This is a genomic window from Stenotrophomonas maltophilia (genome assembly GCF_025642255.1).
Taxonomy (GTDB): domain Bacteria; phylum Pseudomonadota; class Gammaproteobacteria; order Xanthomonadales; family Xanthomonadaceae; genus Stenotrophomonas; species Stenotrophomonas maltophilia_P.
This window is the reverse complement of the sequence record NZ_CP106759.1, coordinates 785619-802090: the sequence shown is the minus strand read 5'-3', so window position 1 is coordinate 802090 and position 16472 is coordinate 785619. Positions and strand designations below refer to the sequence as shown.

The window sequence follows — 16472 nt, the reverse complement described above, 5'->3', positions numbered from 1 at the left end:
GCTGCGCTCGCCGGGCACGTCCCGGCGCTAGCGGTCGGGGTCCGGTTCCACCGGCGCGATCGCGGCCTCGCCGTCCTCCGCCCCGGGTGAACGCACATCTGCCGTACGTGCACGCGGTGCGCGTGGCATGTCCAGCTCATCCTCGCGCTGCAACCGCGCGCGCAGCTGCGGCAGTGATTGCGGATGCTCGCGCGCCAGGAAATCCAGCATGCGCTCGCGCACCAGGCAGCGAAGATCGAAGGCATCGCCGGAGCTGCGTGCACTGACCAGCAGGCGCACCTGGATTGCCCGCTCGCTGGTTTCGGTCACCTGGGTCACGCAGACCCGTCCATCCCACAGCGCCTCGCCGCGGCAGATGCGCTCCAGTTCACTGCGGATCGCCGCGATCGGCGCACGGTAGTCCAGCCACAGGAATGCCGTGCCGAGCAGATCGGCGCTGCGCCGGGTCCAGTTCTGGAAGGGGTTCTCGATGAACCAGGTCAGCGGCACCACCATCCGCCGCTCGTCCCAGATGCGTACCACCACATAGCTGCTGCCGATCTCCTCCACGCGCCCCCACTCGCCTTCAACGATCACCACATCATCCAGCCGGATCGGCTGGGTCACTGCGATCTGCAGGCCGGCGATGAGGTTGCCGAACACCGGCTTGGCGGCGATGCCCGCGACCAGCCCGATCAGACCGGCCGAGGCCAGCAGGGCGGCGCCGATCTTCTGCACCATCGGGAATGTCAGCAGCACCAGCGATGCACCGAGCACGATGATGCCGCCCATCAGCACGCGGCTCAGCACCCGCGTCTGGGTCTGGATGCGACGGGCTTCCAGATTGTCCGAGACGTCGATGGGATGACTGCGCAGGATCGCACGCTCGCCGGCGGCCACCGCGCGCACCAGCAGCCAGATGAAACAGGCCGTCAGCGCGATGTGCAGCCCGTGCTGCAGATGCCCCAGCAGAGGCTCCTGCAGTGGCGTGGCCTGCAGCGCCGGGATCAGCAGCAGCAAGGGCCATGCGGTCGCCATTGGCAGACCGAGCACACGACCGATGCGCGCGCGCCGGCGATCACGCCCTTTCAGCCGGTGATAGATCCACAGGATCAGCCAGGCGCCGATGCCGCCTACCAGTGCCGCCAGACCCAGCGGCCATGCATATGCCTGTGCGCTTTGCCAGTGCACGGTTGCCACCTCCACTCGAACAGCAGCGGACAGCCTCGCGCATGGCGCATGAGCGTCACGTCAGCCGTTCGTAAGCAGGGTGTTGGTCTGCAGGGCTTGCAGCCCTGCACCTGCTGCGGGCTGGAGCAACTGCAACTGCAACTGCAACAGCCGAAGCAGAAGCGGATTTCATGTGGGATGGCGGGGTGGGTCCGGTTGCGGGGGACGCCGTGAATCCATCCATGGAGGCTCGGTCGCCGCATCCATGCGGCTTACGCCCCCGCAACCGGACCCACCCCGCCTTCGACATATTCTCGGGATCTGTCGGAATGGCTCTTGGGGTCAGATCCGTTTTCCTGCGGAAAACGGATCTGACCCCAGATTGATTTCGACGTCGGACAGAGATTTATCCACGCATGGCGTGGATCCAACAGCCGTGGACGTCTGCCAGAGGTGGGGCGGTGTCGGAGTGCGGGGTGTCAGCCGCATGGATGCGGCTGCCAAGCCTCCATGGACGGATTCACGGCGTCCCCGCACTCCGACACTGCCCCGCCATCCCAAGGAATGCCCGCATTTGACGTCGACGTTGACTCCGCAGGTGCAGGGCTGCAAGCCCTGCCGAAAAACCCTTAGCGCACCTGTTCCTGCTTGCGCACGATCGCCATCGCGATCTCCAGCGACTGCTCGTAGTTCAGCCGCGGATCGACCGTGGAACGGTACGCGCGCTCAAGATCACGCTCGGTGAGCTCGCGCGCGCCACCGGTGCATTCGGTCACGTCCTCGCCGGTCAGCTCCAGGTGCACGCCGCCCAGGCGCGTACCTGCCGCGGCGTGCAGATCGAACGACAACTCCACCTCGCGGCGCACGTTGTCAAAGCGGCGCGTCTTGAAGCCATTGGCGGTGCTCTCGGTGTTGCCGTGCATGGCATCGCACACCCACAGCACGCGGCGGCCGTCGCGCTTGACCGCTTCCAACAGCGACGGCAGCTTTTCGGCTATCTGCGTCGCGCCCATGCGGTGAATGAAGGTCAGGCGCCCGGGCTCGTCGTCCGGATTGAGTACATCGATCAGGCGCAGCAGCTGGTCCGGCGAAACCGACGGCCCCACCTTGATCGCGATCGGATTGCGCACGCCCCGCAGGTACTCCACGTGCGCGCCGTCGAGCGCAGCCGTGCGCATGCCGATCCAGGGATAGTGCGTGCTCAGGTTCAACCAGCCCTGCTGGCGCGGCACCTGCCGGGTCAGCGCCTGCTCGTAGGGCAGCAGCAGGGCTTCGTGCGATGTGTAGAAGTCGATGCGGTTGAGGTTGTGCACCCGGGCACCGGCCAGGGTTTCCATGAAGTGCACGGCATCGCCGATCGATGCCACCATCTTCTGGTACTCGGCGGCGAGCGGCGAATGCCGCACCCAGTCCAGGTTCCAGTACTCGGGGTGGTGCAGGTCGGCGAAGCCGCCATCGATCAGCGCCCGCACGAAGTTCATCGTCATCGCCGAATGTGCGTGGGCCTGCAGCATCCGCTTCGGGTCGGGCAGGCGCGCGGCTTCGGTGAAGGCCGGCGCATTGATCACATCGCCCCGGTAGCTGGGCAGCGTCACCCCATCACGGGTCTCGGTATCAGCCGAGCGTGGCTTGGCGTACTGGCCGGCGAAGCGGCCGACGCGGATCACCGGCTGGCGCAGGCCATGCACCAGTACCAGGCTCATCTGCAGCAGCACCTTCAGCCGATTGGAGATGGTGCCGGACTCACAGTCGCTGAAGTTCTCGGCGCAATCGCCGCCCTGCAGCAGGAAGCGCTTGCCCTCCTGCGCCTCCGCCAGCTGCTGCTTCAGCGCCAGGATCTCCCACGAGGTCACCAGAGGGGGTAGCCGCTTCAGCTCATGCAGGGCAGCATCCAGCGCCACCGGGTCGGGATAGGTCGGCATCTGCAGTGCGGTCTTGCCGCGCCAGCTCTCCGGCGACCAGGCAGCACCCGCAGCGGTTGCGGCAGGATCAGGAACCGGTGAAACGGCGGACAGGCTCATTGCAGACTTCCGGGGTGGGGGACGGTCATGGTCGCAGAGCCGGCCGCCGCCGCAAAGGGCCAGCCCTCCCGGCCCGATGCCTGAACGCCAGGGAAAGCACGCGCCGAGCAGCCACAGACCGCATGGTCGGCGGCACCGCCAGAGGCGCATGATCTGTTACGGAGTAACACTCACCGTCATGGACCGGCCCCCTCCACGCCCCAGGCCCTGCTCTTTCCCATGAAGCCCTCACGCCTCGCTACCAGCATCACCTTCGCCCTGGCCCTGGCCAGCACGCCCCCCCTTGCCGCAGCCACGGATGACGCCGGGCCCGCAGTGAAAAACCTGGATGCGGTCACCGTCAGCGCCCACCTCGATCAGGCCCGCAACGCGCTGTCGCCGGACATCGGCAGCAGCCAGTACCAGATCACCGCCGAGGACATCCAGAAGCAGCCGCTCGGCGCCTCCGCCGCACTCAGCCAGGTGCTGCTGCAGGCCCCGGGCGTGGTCCAGGACTCCTACGGCGGTGTCCATGTGCGTGGTGATCACGCCAACCTGCAGTACCGCATCAACGGCGTGCTGCTGCCCGAATCGATCTCCGGCTTCGGCCAGACCCTGGATGCGCGCACCATCAGGAGCATCCGGCTGATGGATGGCGCACTGCCGGCGCAGTTCGGCGAACGCACCGCCGCAGTGGTGGACATCACCACCCGCAGTGGCGCCGAACTGGGCAACGGCGGCAGCGTCGGACTGACTGCCGGGTCGTTCGGCAAGGTCAATCCCAACGCCTCCTGGTGGGGCAACCAGGGACGCTGGAGCTGGTTCCTGACCGGCAACTACGACCAGAACGAGGTCGGCCTGGAGAACCCGACCAACTCGCGCCGGCCGCTGCACGACGACACCCACCAGGGCAAGGCGTTCGCCGACCTCACCTATCTGCTGGACGAGAACACGCGCGTGAGCGTGTTCGCCGGCGTTGCCAACAACCGCTTCCAGATTCCGGTGAACCCGGGCCAGACACCGCAGTTCGGCTACCTCGATACCTCCACGTTCGACTCCAGCCAGCTGGATGAGACCCAGCGCGAGACCACGCGCTTCGGCATGCTGGTGCTGCAGGGGACGCTGGGCGCCAGCGCGTACCAGCTGTCGGCCGGCCAACGCTACAGCGATGTCGGGTTCAATCCCGATGTCGCGGGCGATCTGGTGTTCAGCGGTGTTGCTTCACAGGTCCAGCGCAGCAACCGCGCCAACACCGTGCAGGCCGACATTTCCACCCCGCTGGGCAGCGATCACACGCTGCGCTATGGCCTGTACGGCAATCATGAGACCGCGCGGGCCCACAGCAGCAGCTGGGTGTTCCCGGTTGACGACGCCGGCCAGCAGGCCAGCACCACGCCCCTGCTGATTCCCGACCGCAGTGCTTTCCACGCCAGCACGCTGGCGCTCTACGTGCAGGACGAGTGGAAGATCGGAGACAACTGGACGGTCAACTATGGTCTGCGCGGCGACCGCTACACGGCCTTCGGGCGGACCGAAGGCCAGCTCAGCCCGCGCCTGGGCGTGGTCTGGAATGCCGGCGACAGCACCACCCTGCACGCAGGCTATGCGCGCTACTTCACACCACCGGCCAGCGAGCTGATCGCCTCCGACGACATCGCGCTGTACGACGGCACCAGCAACCAGCAGCCCAGTGATGGCAACGCCACGCCACTGGCCGAGCGCAGTGACTACTACGACCTCGGCATCTCGCAGCAGATCGGCGAGCACCTGACACTCGGCGTGGATGCGTATGACCGGCGTGTCGCCCGCCTGCAGGATGAAGGCCAGTTCGGCGCCGCCTACCTCTATTCAACGTTCAACTATCGTCGCGGCCACATCCGCGGCCTGGAGTTCAGCGCCGACTATAGCGACGGACCGTTCAGCGCTTACTTCAACGCTGCATACAACAAGGCGATCGGCACCCAGGTGATCACCGGCCAGTACAACCTCGACCCGGACGCCCTGGCCTACGTGGCCGACCATTGGATCCACCTGGACCACGACCAGAAGCTGACCTCGTCGGGCGGTGTCAGCTATGCCTTCGCCGGACACAACCGGATCGGTGCCAACTACGTGTTCGGCAGTGGCCTGCGCTCGGACACCGAAAGCGTACCCAATGGGGGCGAGCTGCCGTCCTACCTGCAGGTGAACCTCAGTGCTGGCCACGATTTCAACCCCGACAGCGGCCATCCGCTGCATGCACAGCTGGCGTTGGTCAACGCGCTGGATCGCAGCTATCAGCTGCGCGATGGCGGCGGCGTAGGCGTGTTCGCCCCCCAGTGGGGGCCGCGACGCGGCGCCTATCTCAGCCTGCAACAGGATTTCTGATCGATGTCGCCGCCCCCCGGCAGAGCCGAGCCCATGCCCGGCTCTGCTGGGGCGCGTCAGTTACTCAGCGCCTGACCCTGCGCAGCGGCACCAGCAGTGCCCACAGCCCCAGCAGCACGAACCACACGCCCGACCACATCGGCATGGTCAGTCCGAGGAAGGTCCAGTCGATGTTGCCGCAGTTGCCGGTACCGGTCAGCACCGTGCGGAACACCTCGAACGGGCCCATGGTCTCGCGCAGGAAGCTCAGCGGCGGACCACAGGTGGCACCCATTTCCGGCGGCAGCATCTGCACGTAGACATGGCGCGCGGCGATGCCGACGCCGACGGCTGCCGCAATGAAGGCAAGGATGCCGTACGTCACCCGTCCCGGCCGGTTCGACGGGCCGTGCAGTGCGCCCAGCAGGAACAGCAGGCCGAGCGCGGCAAAGGCCAGCCGCTGGAAGATGCACAGCGGGCACGGCTCCAGCCCCATCTTCAGCTGCAGGAAAATCGCATAGCCCAGCAGGCCCACGCAGATCAGGAAGCCCAGCAGGAACTGGGCGCGGAAGGGCCAGCGCAGAGGATTCATCGTGAATGCTCGAATGGATCAGGCGCCAAGCGTAACCGACCGCGCCTGCCATTCGAACCGCTGCCGGTGACGCTCGTCGGAACGGTGCGGGCCACTTCCCTTCGCAGGTAGCGCCGGGCCATGCCCGGCGAGTGCAGCGGAAACGTAAACGCCGGGCATCGCCCGGCGCTACCAGAACGCAAAAGCCCGGCAGATGCCGGGCTTTCACTGTGTCGCGTTGGAGCGGTCCGATTACTCGGCCACTTCCTCGGCCACGGCCGGACGGTCGACCAGCTCGACGTAGGCCATCGGAGCATTGTCGCCGGCGCGGAAGCCGCACTTCAGCAGACGCAGGTAGCCACCCGGACGGTTCGCGTAGCGCGGGCCCAGGATGGTGAACAGGTTGCCCACGGCTTCGTTGTCACGCAGGCGGGCAAAGGCCAGACGGCGGTTGGCAACGGAATCGACCTTGGCCAGGGTGATCAGCGGCTCGGCGACGCGGCGCAGTTCCTTGGCCTTCGGCAGGGTGGTCTTGATCAGCTCGTGCTTGAACAGCGAGGCGGCCATGTTCTTGAACATCGCTTCGCGATGGGCGCTGGTACGGCTGAACTTACGGCCAGACTTCTGGTGACGCATGGTGATGTTCCTTGGTTAATGATGTGGCTGTGTGGATCGTTGTCGCCATCCTGGCGTTGCTGCACGGACTGCGGATGGTCCTGGCCGCCCGTCCTGGACGACCTGCCCGCGAACCTGCGGTTCGTCATGGCATCTTGCGGTGAAGGCTCCACCGCTGACGGTGGAGCCTTCGGGTACAGCAGGAGGCTTTATCAGCCCAGCATGCCGTGGCTGGCGACGCCGGCCGGCGGCCAGTTCTCCAGCTTCATGCCAAGCGACAGGCCACGCTGGGCCAGCACTTCCTTGATCTCGGTGAGCGACTTCTTGCCCAGGTTCGGGGTCTTCAGCAGCTCCACTTCGGTCTTCTGGATCAGATCGCCGATGTAGTAGATGCTTTCAGCCTTCAGGCAGTTGGCCGAACGCACGGTCAGCTCCAGATCGTCGATCGGGCGCAGCAGCACCGGATCCACGCCGTTGTTGGCCGGCTTGGCCGCACCGCGGTCGCGGTGGGTGAAGTCACCGAACACCGACAGCTGATCGCTGAGGATGTCGGCGGCGGTGCGCACGGCTTCCTCGGCATCGATGGTGCCGTTGGTCTCGATATCGATGACCAGCTTGTCCAGGTCGGTACGCTGTTCGACGCGGGCCGCTTCCACGGCATAGGCGACGCGGCGGACCGGCGAGAACGAGGCATCCAGGACCAGGCGGCCGATGGCACGGGTTTCTTCGTCCGGACGACGACGCGCAGCAGCCGGCTGGTAGCCGAAACCACGCTCGATCTTCAGACGCATGTTCACTGCCGTATCCTTGGTCAGGTGGCAGATCACATGGTCGCCGTTCAGGATCTCCACATTGTGGTCGACCTTGATATCGGCAGCGGTGACAACGCCCGGGCCCTGCTTGGACAGGGACAGGGTGGCGCTGTCGCCGGAGTGCATACGGATGGCCACGTCCTTCAGGTTCAGCAGGACTTCGAGCACGTCCTCCTGCAGACCTTCGACCGTGGTGTACTCATGCAACACGCCGTCGATTTCGACTTCCGTGATGGCGAAGCCCGGGATGGACGACAGCAGCACGCGACGCAGGGCGTTGCCCAGCGTATGCCCGTAACCCCGCTCCAAAGGTTCGATAACGACCTTTGCACGGGTGTCGGTAAGGCGTTCGATCTGCGGACCGCGAGGACGCAGAACCTGGTTGGCGGTAACCGTCATGTTGCGGGTTCTCCTAGTGAACCCCCGGCCGTCGCCGGGGGCTCTCCAATGTGAATTACTTCGAATACAGCTCGACGATCAGCGCTTCGTTGATGTCCGCAGGCAGATCCGAACGATCCGGAACCGCCTTGAAGATGCCGGTGAACTTGCCGGAATCCACTTCAACCCACGACGGGCTCAGGTCATGCTGTGCGGCGACGGTCAGGGCTTCCTGGACGCGCAGCTGCTTGGCAGCCTTCTCGGACAGCGCGATGGCATCGCCAGCCTTGACCTGGTACGAAGCCAGGTTGACCGACTTGCCATTCACGGTGACGCCGCGGTGCGACACCAGCTGGCGGGCAGCCGGACGGGTCACGGCGAAGCCCATGCGGTAGACGACGTTGTCCAGGCGGGTTTCCAGCAGCTGCAGCAGGTTCTCGCCGGTGTTGCCCTTCTTGGTCGAGGCCTTCTTGTAGTAGTTGCGGAACTGACGCTCCAGCAGGCCGTAGATACGCTTGACCTTCTGCTTTTCACGCAGCTGGGTGGCGTAGTCGGACAGCTTGCCCTTGCGGGCAGTGGCGCCATGCTGGCCGGGCTTCTGCTCCAGCTTGCACTTGGAGTCCAGCGCACGCGCCGGGCTCTTCAGGGACAGGTCGGCGCCTTCGCGGCGGGCGAGCTTACAGGTAGGACCGATATAACGAGCCATTTCTTATCGCTCCCTTTAGACGCGACGCTTCTTCGGCGGACGGCACCCGTTGTGCGGGATGGGCGTCACGTCGATGATGTTGGTGATCTTGTAGCCGACGTTGTTCAACGAACGCACGGCCGACTCACGGCCCGGACCCGGGCCCTTGATGCGGACTTCCAGCGACTTCACGCCGTAGTCCAGCGCAGCACGACCGGCCTTCTCGGCAGCCACCTGGGCAGCGAACGGGGTCGACTTGCGCGAACCGCGGAAGCCAGCGCCACCGGAGGTCGCCCACGACAGAGCATTGCCCTGGCGGTCGGTGATGGTGACGATGGTGTTGTTGAACGAAGCGTGGACGTGGGCAACGCCGTCAGTGACGACGCGCTTGATCTTCTTCTTGGTCTTAGCAGCGGGCTTAGCCATTTCTCAGTCCCTTACTTCTTGATCGCCTTGCGCGGACCCTTGCGGGTGCGGGCGTTGGTACGGGTGCGCTGGCCACGCAGCGGGAGGCCACGACGGTGACGCAGGCCGCGGTAGCAGCCCAGGTCCATCAGGCGCTTGATCGCGATGCCGATCTCACGGCGCAGATCGCCTTCCACGATGTACTTGCCGACTTCGGCGCGCAGGCGCTCGATTTCCGGCTCCGACAGATCGCGGATCTTGGTGGTCGAAGCGACGCCTGCGACTTCGCAGACCTTCTTCGAACGGGTACGGCCGATGCCGTAAATGCTTTGCAACCCGACCCAGACATGCTTCTGGGCTGGCAGGTTGACGCCTGCAATACGCGCCATGACGCGGTTCTCCAGCTGAGTGATGGCCGACAGCGCGCCTCGGGCACGCCAATCCGGCAGGATGGATCAAAAAAGTGAACTAGCGATACTAACAAGGTTCCGGTTTACATGGAAGCCCGTGAAACCAGAGGTTTCATGAACCCGGCCTGGGGAGTGTGCCCAGGCTCCGGCGCCGGATGGGGTTGATCCCGGGAGGTCTCCCGGGGCCGCCCGCGCTACTCCTGCGCGGGACCACCTCATCACACCCCCACCCGGAACCGCTGCGGGGGCCGCCCTTCGTTTGTGTGGCCGGAGTCCGCGAAGCGGAGGGACCATCACGTCAGGAAGACGAAAGTATAACAGGCGAATCAGCCGCGGGCAAAACCGCCGCGGTTGCCACCCTTCAGGTTGGCCTTCTTCAGCAGGCTCTCGTACTGGTGGGACATCAGGTGCGCCTGCACCTGGGCGATGAAGTCCATCACCACCACCACCACGATCAGCAGTGAGGTACCGCCAAAGTAGAACGAGGCGTTCAGCTGCGTGCGCATCAGTTCCGGCAGCAGGCAGACGATCACCAGGTAGGCCGAGCCGGCTGCGGTCAGGCGGGTCAGCACGCCGTCGATGTAATCGGCAGTGGCCTTACCCGGACGGATGCCCGGAATCAGCGCGCCCGACTTCTTCAGGTTGTCGGCGGTTTCCTGCGAGTTGAACACCAGCGCGGTATAGAAGAACGCGAAACCGGTGATCAGCGCAGCGAACACGATCATGTGCAGCGGCTCGCCGGGACCCAGCGCGTTGGCGACCTTCTGCAGGACCTGGCCGAAGCTGCTCTGGTTGGCCGCCTGGCCGGACCACATGGCCAGGGTGGCCGGGAAGGCCAGCAGGCTTGAGGCGAAGATCGCCGGGATGACGCCGGCCATGTTGAGCTTCAGCGGCAGGAACGAGGTCTGGTTCATGTACGCATTGCGACCGCCCTGGCGGCGCGCGTAATTGACCGTGATCCGGCGCTGGCCGCGCTCGACGAACACCACGAAGAAGGTGAAGGCGAGAACGACGATGGCGATCAGCAGCAGCTGGATGAACTGGATGTTGCCGTCGCGGTAGGCATCGAAGGTATGGATGACCGCGCCCGGCAGGCCCGCCACGATACCGGCGAAGATGATCAGCGACACGCCGTTGCCGATGCCGCGCTCGGTGACCTGCTCACCGACCCACATCAGGAACATGGTGCCGGCGGTCAGCGCGACCACGGCGGTGAGCACGAAGCCCATGCCCGGCGCGTACACGACCGGAGCGCCCGACGGCGAGACCTGGCCCTGCAGGGCCAGAGCGATCGAACCGCCCTGCACCACTGCCAGCAGCACGGCGCCGATGCGCGAATACTGGGTGATCTTGCGGCGACCGGACTCACCTTCCTTCTGCATCGCCTTCAGGGCGGGGAAGATGTGCACGGCCAGCTGCATCACGATCGATGCCGAGATGTACGGCATCACGTTCAGCGCGAAGATGCTGAAACGGTGCAGGGCGCCGCCCGAGAACATGTTGAACATGTCCACGATGCCGCCGCCCTGCTGTTGCATCATGGCAAGCATGGCATCGGGATTGACGCCCGGCACCGGCACGTAGCAGCCGATGCGATAGACGATCAAAGCCCCGACGACGAACAGCAAACGTTGGCGAAGTTCAGTGAACTTGCCCATTCCGCCCGCGAGGTTACCGATGCCAGCTTGCGCCATGATTTTCTTACTCCGTTACGCTGCCGCCGGCAGCTTCGATCGCAGCCTTGGCACCGGCCGTGGCAGCAACACCCTTCAGGGTGAACGCCTTGGTCACTTCGCCCTTGACGACGACCTTGGCCTTCTTGGCAGTGCTCGGGACCAGCTTGGCGGCACGCAGGGCGGCGAAGTCGATCTCGCCGGCCGGCAGCTTGTCCAGCTGGTACAGCAGCACTTCAGCGGTGTCCTTGGCGATCGGCGAACGGAAGCCGATCTTCGGCAGACGACGCTGCATGGGGGTCTGGCCGCCTTCGAAGCCGGCCTTGATCTTGCCGCCACCCTTGCGGGCGAACGAACCCTTGTGGCCGCGGCCGGCAGTCTTGCCCAGGCCCGAGCCGATACCGCGACCGACGCGGGTGCGCTCGGTACGGGCGCCCGGTGCCGGGCTCAGTTCATTGAGACGCAGAGTCATGATCGATTACTCCTCAACCTTGACGAGGTAGTGAACGGTATTGATCAGGCCGCGAACCTGCGGGCTGTCCTTCAGTTCACGCACATCGTTGAGCTTGTTCAGACCCAGGGCACGCACCGACAGGCGGTGACGCGACTGAGCACCACGCAGGCCGCGCACCAGGCGCACCTTCACAGTCTTGTTGGACTCATTAGCCATGGTTGAGTTCCTCCACCTTCTTGCCGCGCTTGGCCGCGATGCGGGCCGGCGACTGCGCTGCAGACAGGCCCTTCACGGTGGCACGCACCAGGTTGATCGGGTTGCGCGAACCGGTGGCCTTGGCCAGCACGTTCTTCACGCCAACCGCTTCCAGGACGGCGCGCATGGCACCACCGGCGATGACGCCGGTACCTTCCGAAGCCGGCTGCATGAACACGCGGGCTGCGCCATGACCATCCTTGATGGTGTGCCACAGGGTGCCGTTGTTCAGGTCAACGCTGACCAGGTTCTTGCGGGCCTGTTCCATCGACTTCTGGATGGCGACCGGCACTTCGCGGGCCTTGCCATAACCGAAACCGACCTTGCCTTCGCCGTCGCCGACCACGGTCAGGGCGGTGAAGGTGAACTGGCGACCACCCTTGACGGTCTTGCTGACGCGGTTGACCGCGACCAGCTTTTCGATCATGCCGTCGTCGATCTTCTCTTCGCGGTTACGGTCGCGATCGCGACCCCGCTGCTGACGCTCTTCTGCCATGTTGATTCCTTGGTTGTTGGGTATGTACGGCTCAGGGCCGCTTATGGTTGTGGAATGACGCGTCGTTCCGGTGGGCCACTACAGAAGAATGGCGCCGTCCAGCCTCGCTCAGGCTGGCGAGCAGGCGAACAGGGGGCCATCGGCCCCCTGCCCCGATCCCTTAGAACTGCAGGCCGGCTTCGCGGGCAGCCTCTGCCAGGGCCTTGATACGGCCGTGGTAACGGTAACCCGAACGATCGAAGGCAACCTTCTCGACGCCGGCGGCCTTGGCACGCTCAGCGACGATGCGGCCAACCTTGGCGGCGGCATCGACATTCTTGCCGCTCTTCAGGCCTTCCTTGACGTCGGTCTGGGTGGTGTTGGCGGCAGCCAGCACCTTGGAACCGTCGGCGGTGAAGACCTGGGCATACAGGTGCTGGCCGGTGCGCAGCACCGACAGGCGGGCGACGCCGAGCTCACGGATGTGGGCGCGGGTCGACTTGGCGCGACGCAGGCGGGCGATGTTCTTGTTCATGATGTTTTTCCTATGAAAGCGGAAGCGCCTATTAGGCCTTCTTGGCTTCCTTACGGATGATGACTTCGTCGGAGTACTTCACGCCCTTGCCCTTGTACGGCTCCGGCTTGCGGAACGCACGGATCTTGGCGGCAACTTCACCGACGGCCTGCTTGTCCGCGCCCTGGACCAGGATCTCGGTCTGGGTCGGGGTGGACAGCGTGATGCCTTCCGGCGCCACGAACACGACCGGGTGCGAGAAGCCCAGCGACAGGCTCAGGTCCTTGCCCTGCATGGCAGCGCGGTAACCCACGCCGACCAGCTCCAGCTTGCGCTCGAAGCCTTCGGACACGCCCTTGACCATGTTGGCCAGGATCGCACGCACGGTACCGGTCAGTGCGACCAGTTCGACGTTCTCGGTGCTCAGGGTGGCAACGCCGTTGTCGACGTTGATGGCAATACCGGCCGGCTTGGCCAGCGACAGGGTGCCCTTCGGGCCCTTGGCGGTGACGCTTTCCGACTGGACGTTCAGTTCAACCTTACCCAGGTCGATCGGCTTCTTGGCTACGCGGGACATAGTTCTACTCCTTTCGCCTTAGGCCACGAAGCACAGGACTTCGCCGCCGACGCCCAGCTGGCGCGCCTGCGCATCAGTCATGATGCCCTTGGAGGTGGAAATGATGGAGATGCCCAGGCCGTTCATGACCTTCGGCAGCTCGCTCTTGCCGCGGTACTGGCGCAGACCCGAACGCGAGAAGCGCTTCAGGGTCGCGATGACCGGCTTGCCTTCGAAATACTTCAGCACGATTTCCAGCTCGGCCTTGTTGTTCTCCAGCTGGGTAACGCGCAGGTCGGTGATGTAACCCTCGTCCTTCAGGACCTGGGCGATCGCAACCTTGATCTTGGACGACGGGGCTTTCACCGTCTGCTTGCCAACCGCGGCCGCATTCTTGATGCGGACCAGCAGGTCGGCGATGGGATCAGTCATGCTCATATGAGTACCTTTGAGTGCACCGATATCCGCTTTCGCGAAAATCTGTTGTCTCCTGGAAACGGGCCAGGTCCCTTGATGCAGCGGACCTGTGGCCCGCCCTACAACCCCGTCTGCACAGGGCAAGACGCGGGAGTATACGCCAAAAGAGCCCGACTTGCGTCGGGCTCTTCGGGTTTTTTGCGAAAGGGAGGCTGAATGCCTCCCCTCCCCGGTTCAGGAACCCCCGGGGGGGGCGCCTGATCGCAGGACCGGCTGGGATTACCAGCTGGCCTTGCGCAGACCCGGGACGTCGCCACGCATGGTGGCTTCACGCAGCTTGTTGCGGCCCAGGCCGAACTTGCTGTAGACGCCACGCGGACGGCCGGACAGTTCGCAGCGGTTGCGCTGGCGGCTCGGCGACGAATCGCGCGGCAGCTTGGCCAGCTTGGCAGCAGCTTCGATCTTCTCGTCGTAGCTCGCGTCCACCGAGGACACGATCTTCTTCAGAGCAGCACGCTTCTCAGCGTACTTCTTGGCCAGCTTTTCCCGCTTGATGTCGCGGTTGACCATGGAGGTCTTTGCCATTTCGGTTTCCTCGACGGATCAGTTACGGAACGGGAACTTGAACGCTGCCAGCAGCGCCTTCGCTTCCGCGTCGGTCTTCGCAGTGGTGGTGATGGCGATATCCATACCGCGGATCGCGTCGACAGCGTCGAAGTCGATTTCCGGGAAGATGATCTGTTCCTTCACACCCATGTTGAAGTTGCCGCGACCGTCGAAGGAACGACCGGAGACACCACGGAAGTCGCGCACGCGCGGCAGCGAGATGTTGATCAGGCGATCCAGGAACTCGTACATCTTGTGGCGACGCAGCGTGGTCTTGCAGCCGATCGGCCAACCATCACGGATCTTGAACGACGCAACCGAAATACGCGACTTGGTGACAACCGGCTTCTGGCCGGAAATCTTGGTCATGTCGCCGACGGCGTTTTCCAGGATCTTCTTGTTGGTGGCCGCTTCGCCGACACCCATGTTCAGGGTGACCTTGACGAGCTTCGGCACTTCCATCGGATTGGTGTAGCCGAACTGCTTCATCAGCGCCGGCACCACTTCGTCCTTGTAGAACTTTTCGAGACGGGAAGTCATCTTCTCATTCCTCAGGCGTCGAGCGCCTCACCGCTGGAGCGGAACACACGCAGTTTGCGTCCATCCTCCAGCACCTTGAAGCCAACGCGTTCGCCCTTGCCCGAAGCCGGGTTCAGCACATTCACGTTGGAGATATGGATCGAAGCTTCACGCTCGACCACGCCGCCGGCAACGCCTGCCTGCGGGTTCGGCTTGGTGTGGCGCTTGACGATGTTCACGTTGGCGACGACCACACGGTCGCCGTCGACGCGGACGACTTCGCCCTGCTTGCCCTTGTCCTTGCCGGTGTTGACGACGACCTGGTCGCCCTTCTTGATACGGTTAGCCATGATTATCTCCTGTCGCTCACAGCACTTCGGGAGCGAGCGAGACGATCTTCATGAACTTCTCCGAACGAAGTTCACGGGTCACCGGCCCGAAGATACGGGTACCGATCGGCTCCTGCTTGTTGTTCAGCAGGACGGCAGCGTTGCCGTCGAAGCGGATCAGCGAGCCGTCGGCGCGACGCACACCCTTGCGGGTACGCACCACGACGGCGTCATACACTTCACCCTTCTTGACCTTGCCGCGCGGAATCGCATCCTTCACGGTGACCTTGATGATGTCGCCGATGCCGGCGTAACGGCGCTTGGAACCACCCAGCACCTTGAAGCACATCACCTGCTTGGCACCCGAATTGTCCGCGACGTCAAGGTAGCTCTGCATCTGGATCATGATTCAGACTCCTTATTCAGCCGCACGCGTGATGACTTCCACCACGCGCCAGTTCTTGGTCTTGGACATCGGAGCAATCTCGGTCACGCGGACGACATCGCCTTCCTTGCAGGCGTTGTCGGCATCGTGGGCGTGCAGCTTCGTCGAGCGCTTGATGTACTTGCCGTACAGTGCGTGCTTGACCTGACGCTCAACCAGGACGGTAACCGTCTTGTCCATCTTGTTGCTGACGACACGGCCTTCGACCGTGCGCAGCGTCTTGTTTTCAGTATTGTCGCTCATAGCGGCCATCCTTACTTCGTGCTGCCGAGCAGGGTCTTGACGCGAGCAATCTCGCGACGGACCCGGCGGATGTCGTGGGTCTTCGGCAGCTGGCCGGTGACCTGCTGCATACGGACAGAGAACTGTTCCTTACGCAGGTCGATCAGGTGGGCCTTGAGTTCGTCAGCCGACTTTTCACGGAGAGTTTTGATATCCATCAGCGCACCGTACGGGTCACGAAAGTGGTGGTGACCGAGAGCTTGGCGGCGGCCAGGCGGAACGCCTCGCGAGCCACTTCCTCGGAAACACCCTCGATTTCATAGATCATGCGGCCGGGCTGGATCTGGGCCACCCAGTATTCCACGTTACCCTTACCCGAACCCATTCGAACTTCGATGGGCTTCTTGGTGATGGGCTTGTCGGGGAACACGCGGATCCACATCTTGCCGCCGCGCTTGACGTAGCGGCTGATCGAGCGGCGAGCCGCTTCGATCTGACGCGCGGTCAGCTGACCGTGTGCGGTTGCCTTCAGGCCGTATTCGCCGAAGCTGACAGCGTTGGCGCTCCAGCTCAGGCCTTCGTTACGGCCCTTGTGTACCTTGCGGTACTTGGTTCGCTTGGGTTGCAACATTGTCG

23 protein-coding genes are annotated in these 16472 nt (G+C 64.2%); 1 reads left to right on the top strand and 22 read right to left on the bottom strand.

The features are described 5' to 3' along the window. Positions 1–27 precede the first annotated feature (27 nt). Both N8888_RS03660 and N8888_RS03655 read right to left on the bottom strand, forming a co-directional pair. Positions 28–1170 carry a mechanosensitive ion channel family protein gene (locus N8888_RS03660; RefSeq protein WP_053520335.1) on the bottom strand — a complete coding sequence of 381 codons (1143 nt, stop codon included), beginning with the start codon at positions 1168–1170 and terminating at the stop codon, positions 28–30. 608 nt (positions 1171–1778) lie between these two features. Beyond that, positions 1779–3170, bottom strand: coding sequence for a class II 3-deoxy-7-phosphoheptulonate synthase (locus N8888_RS03655; RefSeq protein WP_053519755.1), 1392 nt, complete (start codon positions 3168–3170; stop codon positions 1779–1781). A 219-nt stretch (positions 3171–3389) separates the two neighbouring features. Between N8888_RS03655 and N8888_RS03650 the strand changes: the two genes are divergently transcribed. Then, the gene (locus N8888_RS03650) at positions 3390–5516 is read left to right on the top strand and encodes a TonB-dependent receptor (RefSeq protein WP_197601238.1); all 2127 of its coding nucleotides are present in this window, start codon (positions 3390–3392) and stop codon (positions 5514–5516) included. A 64-nt stretch (positions 5517–5580) separates the two neighbouring features. Here the strand turns inward: N8888_RS03650 and N8888_RS03645 are convergent, their stop codons facing one another. From N8888_RS03645 to rplP, 20 genes are all read right to left on the bottom strand, one after another. Then, complete coding sequence (locus N8888_RS03645; RefSeq protein ID WP_053519753.1) at positions 5581–6087, bottom strand: disulfide bond formation protein B; 507 nt, start codon at positions 6085–6087, stop codon at positions 5581–5583. Positions 6088–6318: 231 nt separating this feature from the next. Then, positions 6319–6702: a 50S ribosomal protein L17 gene (gene rplQ / locus N8888_RS03640; RefSeq protein WP_053519752.1), complete on the bottom strand. Its 384-nt coding sequence runs from the start codon at positions 6700–6702 to the stop codon at positions 6319–6321. 191 nt (positions 6703–6893) lie between these two features. After that, positions 6894–7892 carry a DNA-directed RNA polymerase subunit alpha gene (locus tag N8888_RS03635; RefSeq protein WP_004145453.1) on the bottom strand — a complete coding sequence of 333 codons (999 nt, stop codon included), beginning with the start codon at positions 7890–7892 and terminating at the stop codon, positions 6894–6896. Positions 7893–7947: 55 nt separating this feature from the next. Beyond that, positions 7948–8577 carry a 30S ribosomal protein S4 gene (rpsD, locus tag N8888_RS03630; protein WP_004145446.1) on the bottom strand — a complete coding sequence of 210 codons (630 nt, stop codon included), beginning with the start codon at positions 8575–8577 and terminating at the stop codon, positions 7948–7950. A gap of 15 nt (positions 8578–8592) precedes the next feature. Then, the gene (rpsK, locus tag N8888_RS03625) at positions 8593–8982 is read right to left on the bottom strand and encodes a 30S ribosomal protein S11 (protein ID WP_004145443.1); all 390 of its coding nucleotides are present in this window, start codon (positions 8980–8982) and stop codon (positions 8593–8595) included. An 11-nt stretch (positions 8983–8993) separates the two neighbouring features. After that, a complete protein-coding gene (gene rpsM / locus N8888_RS03620; RefSeq protein WP_004154500.1) occupies positions 8994–9350 on the bottom strand; it encodes a 30S ribosomal protein S13 in 357 nt (118 codons plus the stop codon). A gap of 347 nt (positions 9351–9697) precedes the next feature. Continuing rightward, positions 9698–11065 (bottom strand): preprotein translocase subunit SecY, encoded by a 1368-nt coding sequence (gene secY, locus N8888_RS03615; protein ID WP_005415420.1) that lies wholly within the window; start codon positions 11063–11065, stop codon positions 9698–9700. Positions 11066–11072: 7 nt separating this feature from the next. Continuing rightward, positions 11073–11516 (bottom strand): 50S ribosomal protein L15, encoded by a 444-nt coding sequence (gene rplO / locus N8888_RS03610; RefSeq protein WP_053519751.1) that lies wholly within the window; start codon positions 11514–11516, stop codon positions 11073–11075. 6 nt (positions 11517–11522) lie between these two features. Beyond that, complete coding sequence (rpmD, locus tag N8888_RS03605) at positions 11523–11714, bottom strand: 50S ribosomal protein L30 (protein ID WP_004145412.1); 192 nt, start codon at positions 11712–11714, stop codon at positions 11523–11525. Further along, positions 11707–12249 (bottom strand): 30S ribosomal protein S5, encoded by a 543-nt coding sequence (gene rpsE / locus N8888_RS03600; protein ID WP_005408213.1) that lies wholly within the window; start codon positions 12247–12249, stop codon positions 11707–11709. Before rpsE ends, rpmD begins: the two co-directional genes overlap by 8 nt. A gap of 160 nt (positions 12250–12409) precedes the next feature. Next, positions 12410–12763, bottom strand: coding sequence for a 50S ribosomal protein L18 (rplR, locus tag N8888_RS03595; protein ID WP_053519749.1), 354 nt, complete (start codon positions 12761–12763; stop codon positions 12410–12412). Positions 12764–12794: 31 nt separating this feature from the next. Then, positions 12795–13319 (bottom strand): 50S ribosomal protein L6, encoded by a 525-nt coding sequence (rplF, locus tag N8888_RS03590; protein WP_053519748.1) that lies wholly within the window; start codon positions 13317–13319, stop codon positions 12795–12797. Between the two features lie 18 nt (positions 13320–13337). Continuing rightward, the gene (rpsH, locus tag N8888_RS03585; protein WP_005415417.1) at positions 13338–13736 is read right to left on the bottom strand and encodes a 30S ribosomal protein S8; all 399 of its coding nucleotides are present in this window, start codon (positions 13734–13736) and stop codon (positions 13338–13340) included. Positions 13737–13994: 258 nt separating this feature from the next. Then, positions 13995–14300 (bottom strand): 30S ribosomal protein S14, encoded by a 306-nt coding sequence (gene rpsN, locus N8888_RS03580; RefSeq protein ID WP_053519747.1) that lies wholly within the window; start codon positions 14298–14300, stop codon positions 13995–13997. An 18-nt stretch (positions 14301–14318) separates the two neighbouring features. Next, positions 14319–14861: a 50S ribosomal protein L5 gene (gene rplE / locus N8888_RS03575; RefSeq protein ID WP_053519746.1), complete on the bottom strand. Its 543-nt coding sequence runs from the start codon at positions 14859–14861 to the stop codon at positions 14319–14321. 11 nt (positions 14862–14872) lie between these two features. After that, the gene (gene rplX / locus N8888_RS03570; RefSeq protein WP_053519745.1) at positions 14873–15190 is read right to left on the bottom strand and encodes a 50S ribosomal protein L24; all 318 of its coding nucleotides are present in this window, start codon (positions 15188–15190) and stop codon (positions 14873–14875) included. Positions 15191–15206: 16 nt separating this feature from the next. Further along, positions 15207–15575 carry a 50S ribosomal protein L14 gene (gene rplN / locus N8888_RS03565; protein WP_010483978.1) on the bottom strand — a complete coding sequence of 123 codons (369 nt, stop codon included), beginning with the start codon at positions 15573–15575 and terminating at the stop codon, positions 15207–15209. Positions 15576–15587: 12 nt separating this feature from the next. Continuing rightward, positions 15588–15857, bottom strand: a complete 270-nt coding sequence (rpsQ, locus tag N8888_RS03560; protein ID WP_053519744.1) for a 30S ribosomal protein S17 — start codon at positions 15855–15857, stop codon at positions 15588–15590. A gap of 11 nt (positions 15858–15868) precedes the next feature. Then, positions 15869–16054: a 50S ribosomal protein L29 gene (rpmC, locus tag N8888_RS03555; RefSeq protein ID WP_004154487.1), complete on the bottom strand. Its 186-nt coding sequence runs from the start codon at positions 16052–16054 to the stop codon at positions 15869–15871. Then, complete coding sequence (gene rplP, locus N8888_RS03550) at positions 16054–16467, bottom strand: 50S ribosomal protein L16 (protein ID WP_053519743.1); 414 nt, start codon at positions 16465–16467, stop codon at positions 16054–16056. The genes rpmC and rplP overlap by 1 nt, the downstream gene beginning before the upstream one ends. Positions 16468–16472: the final 5 nt, after the last annotated feature.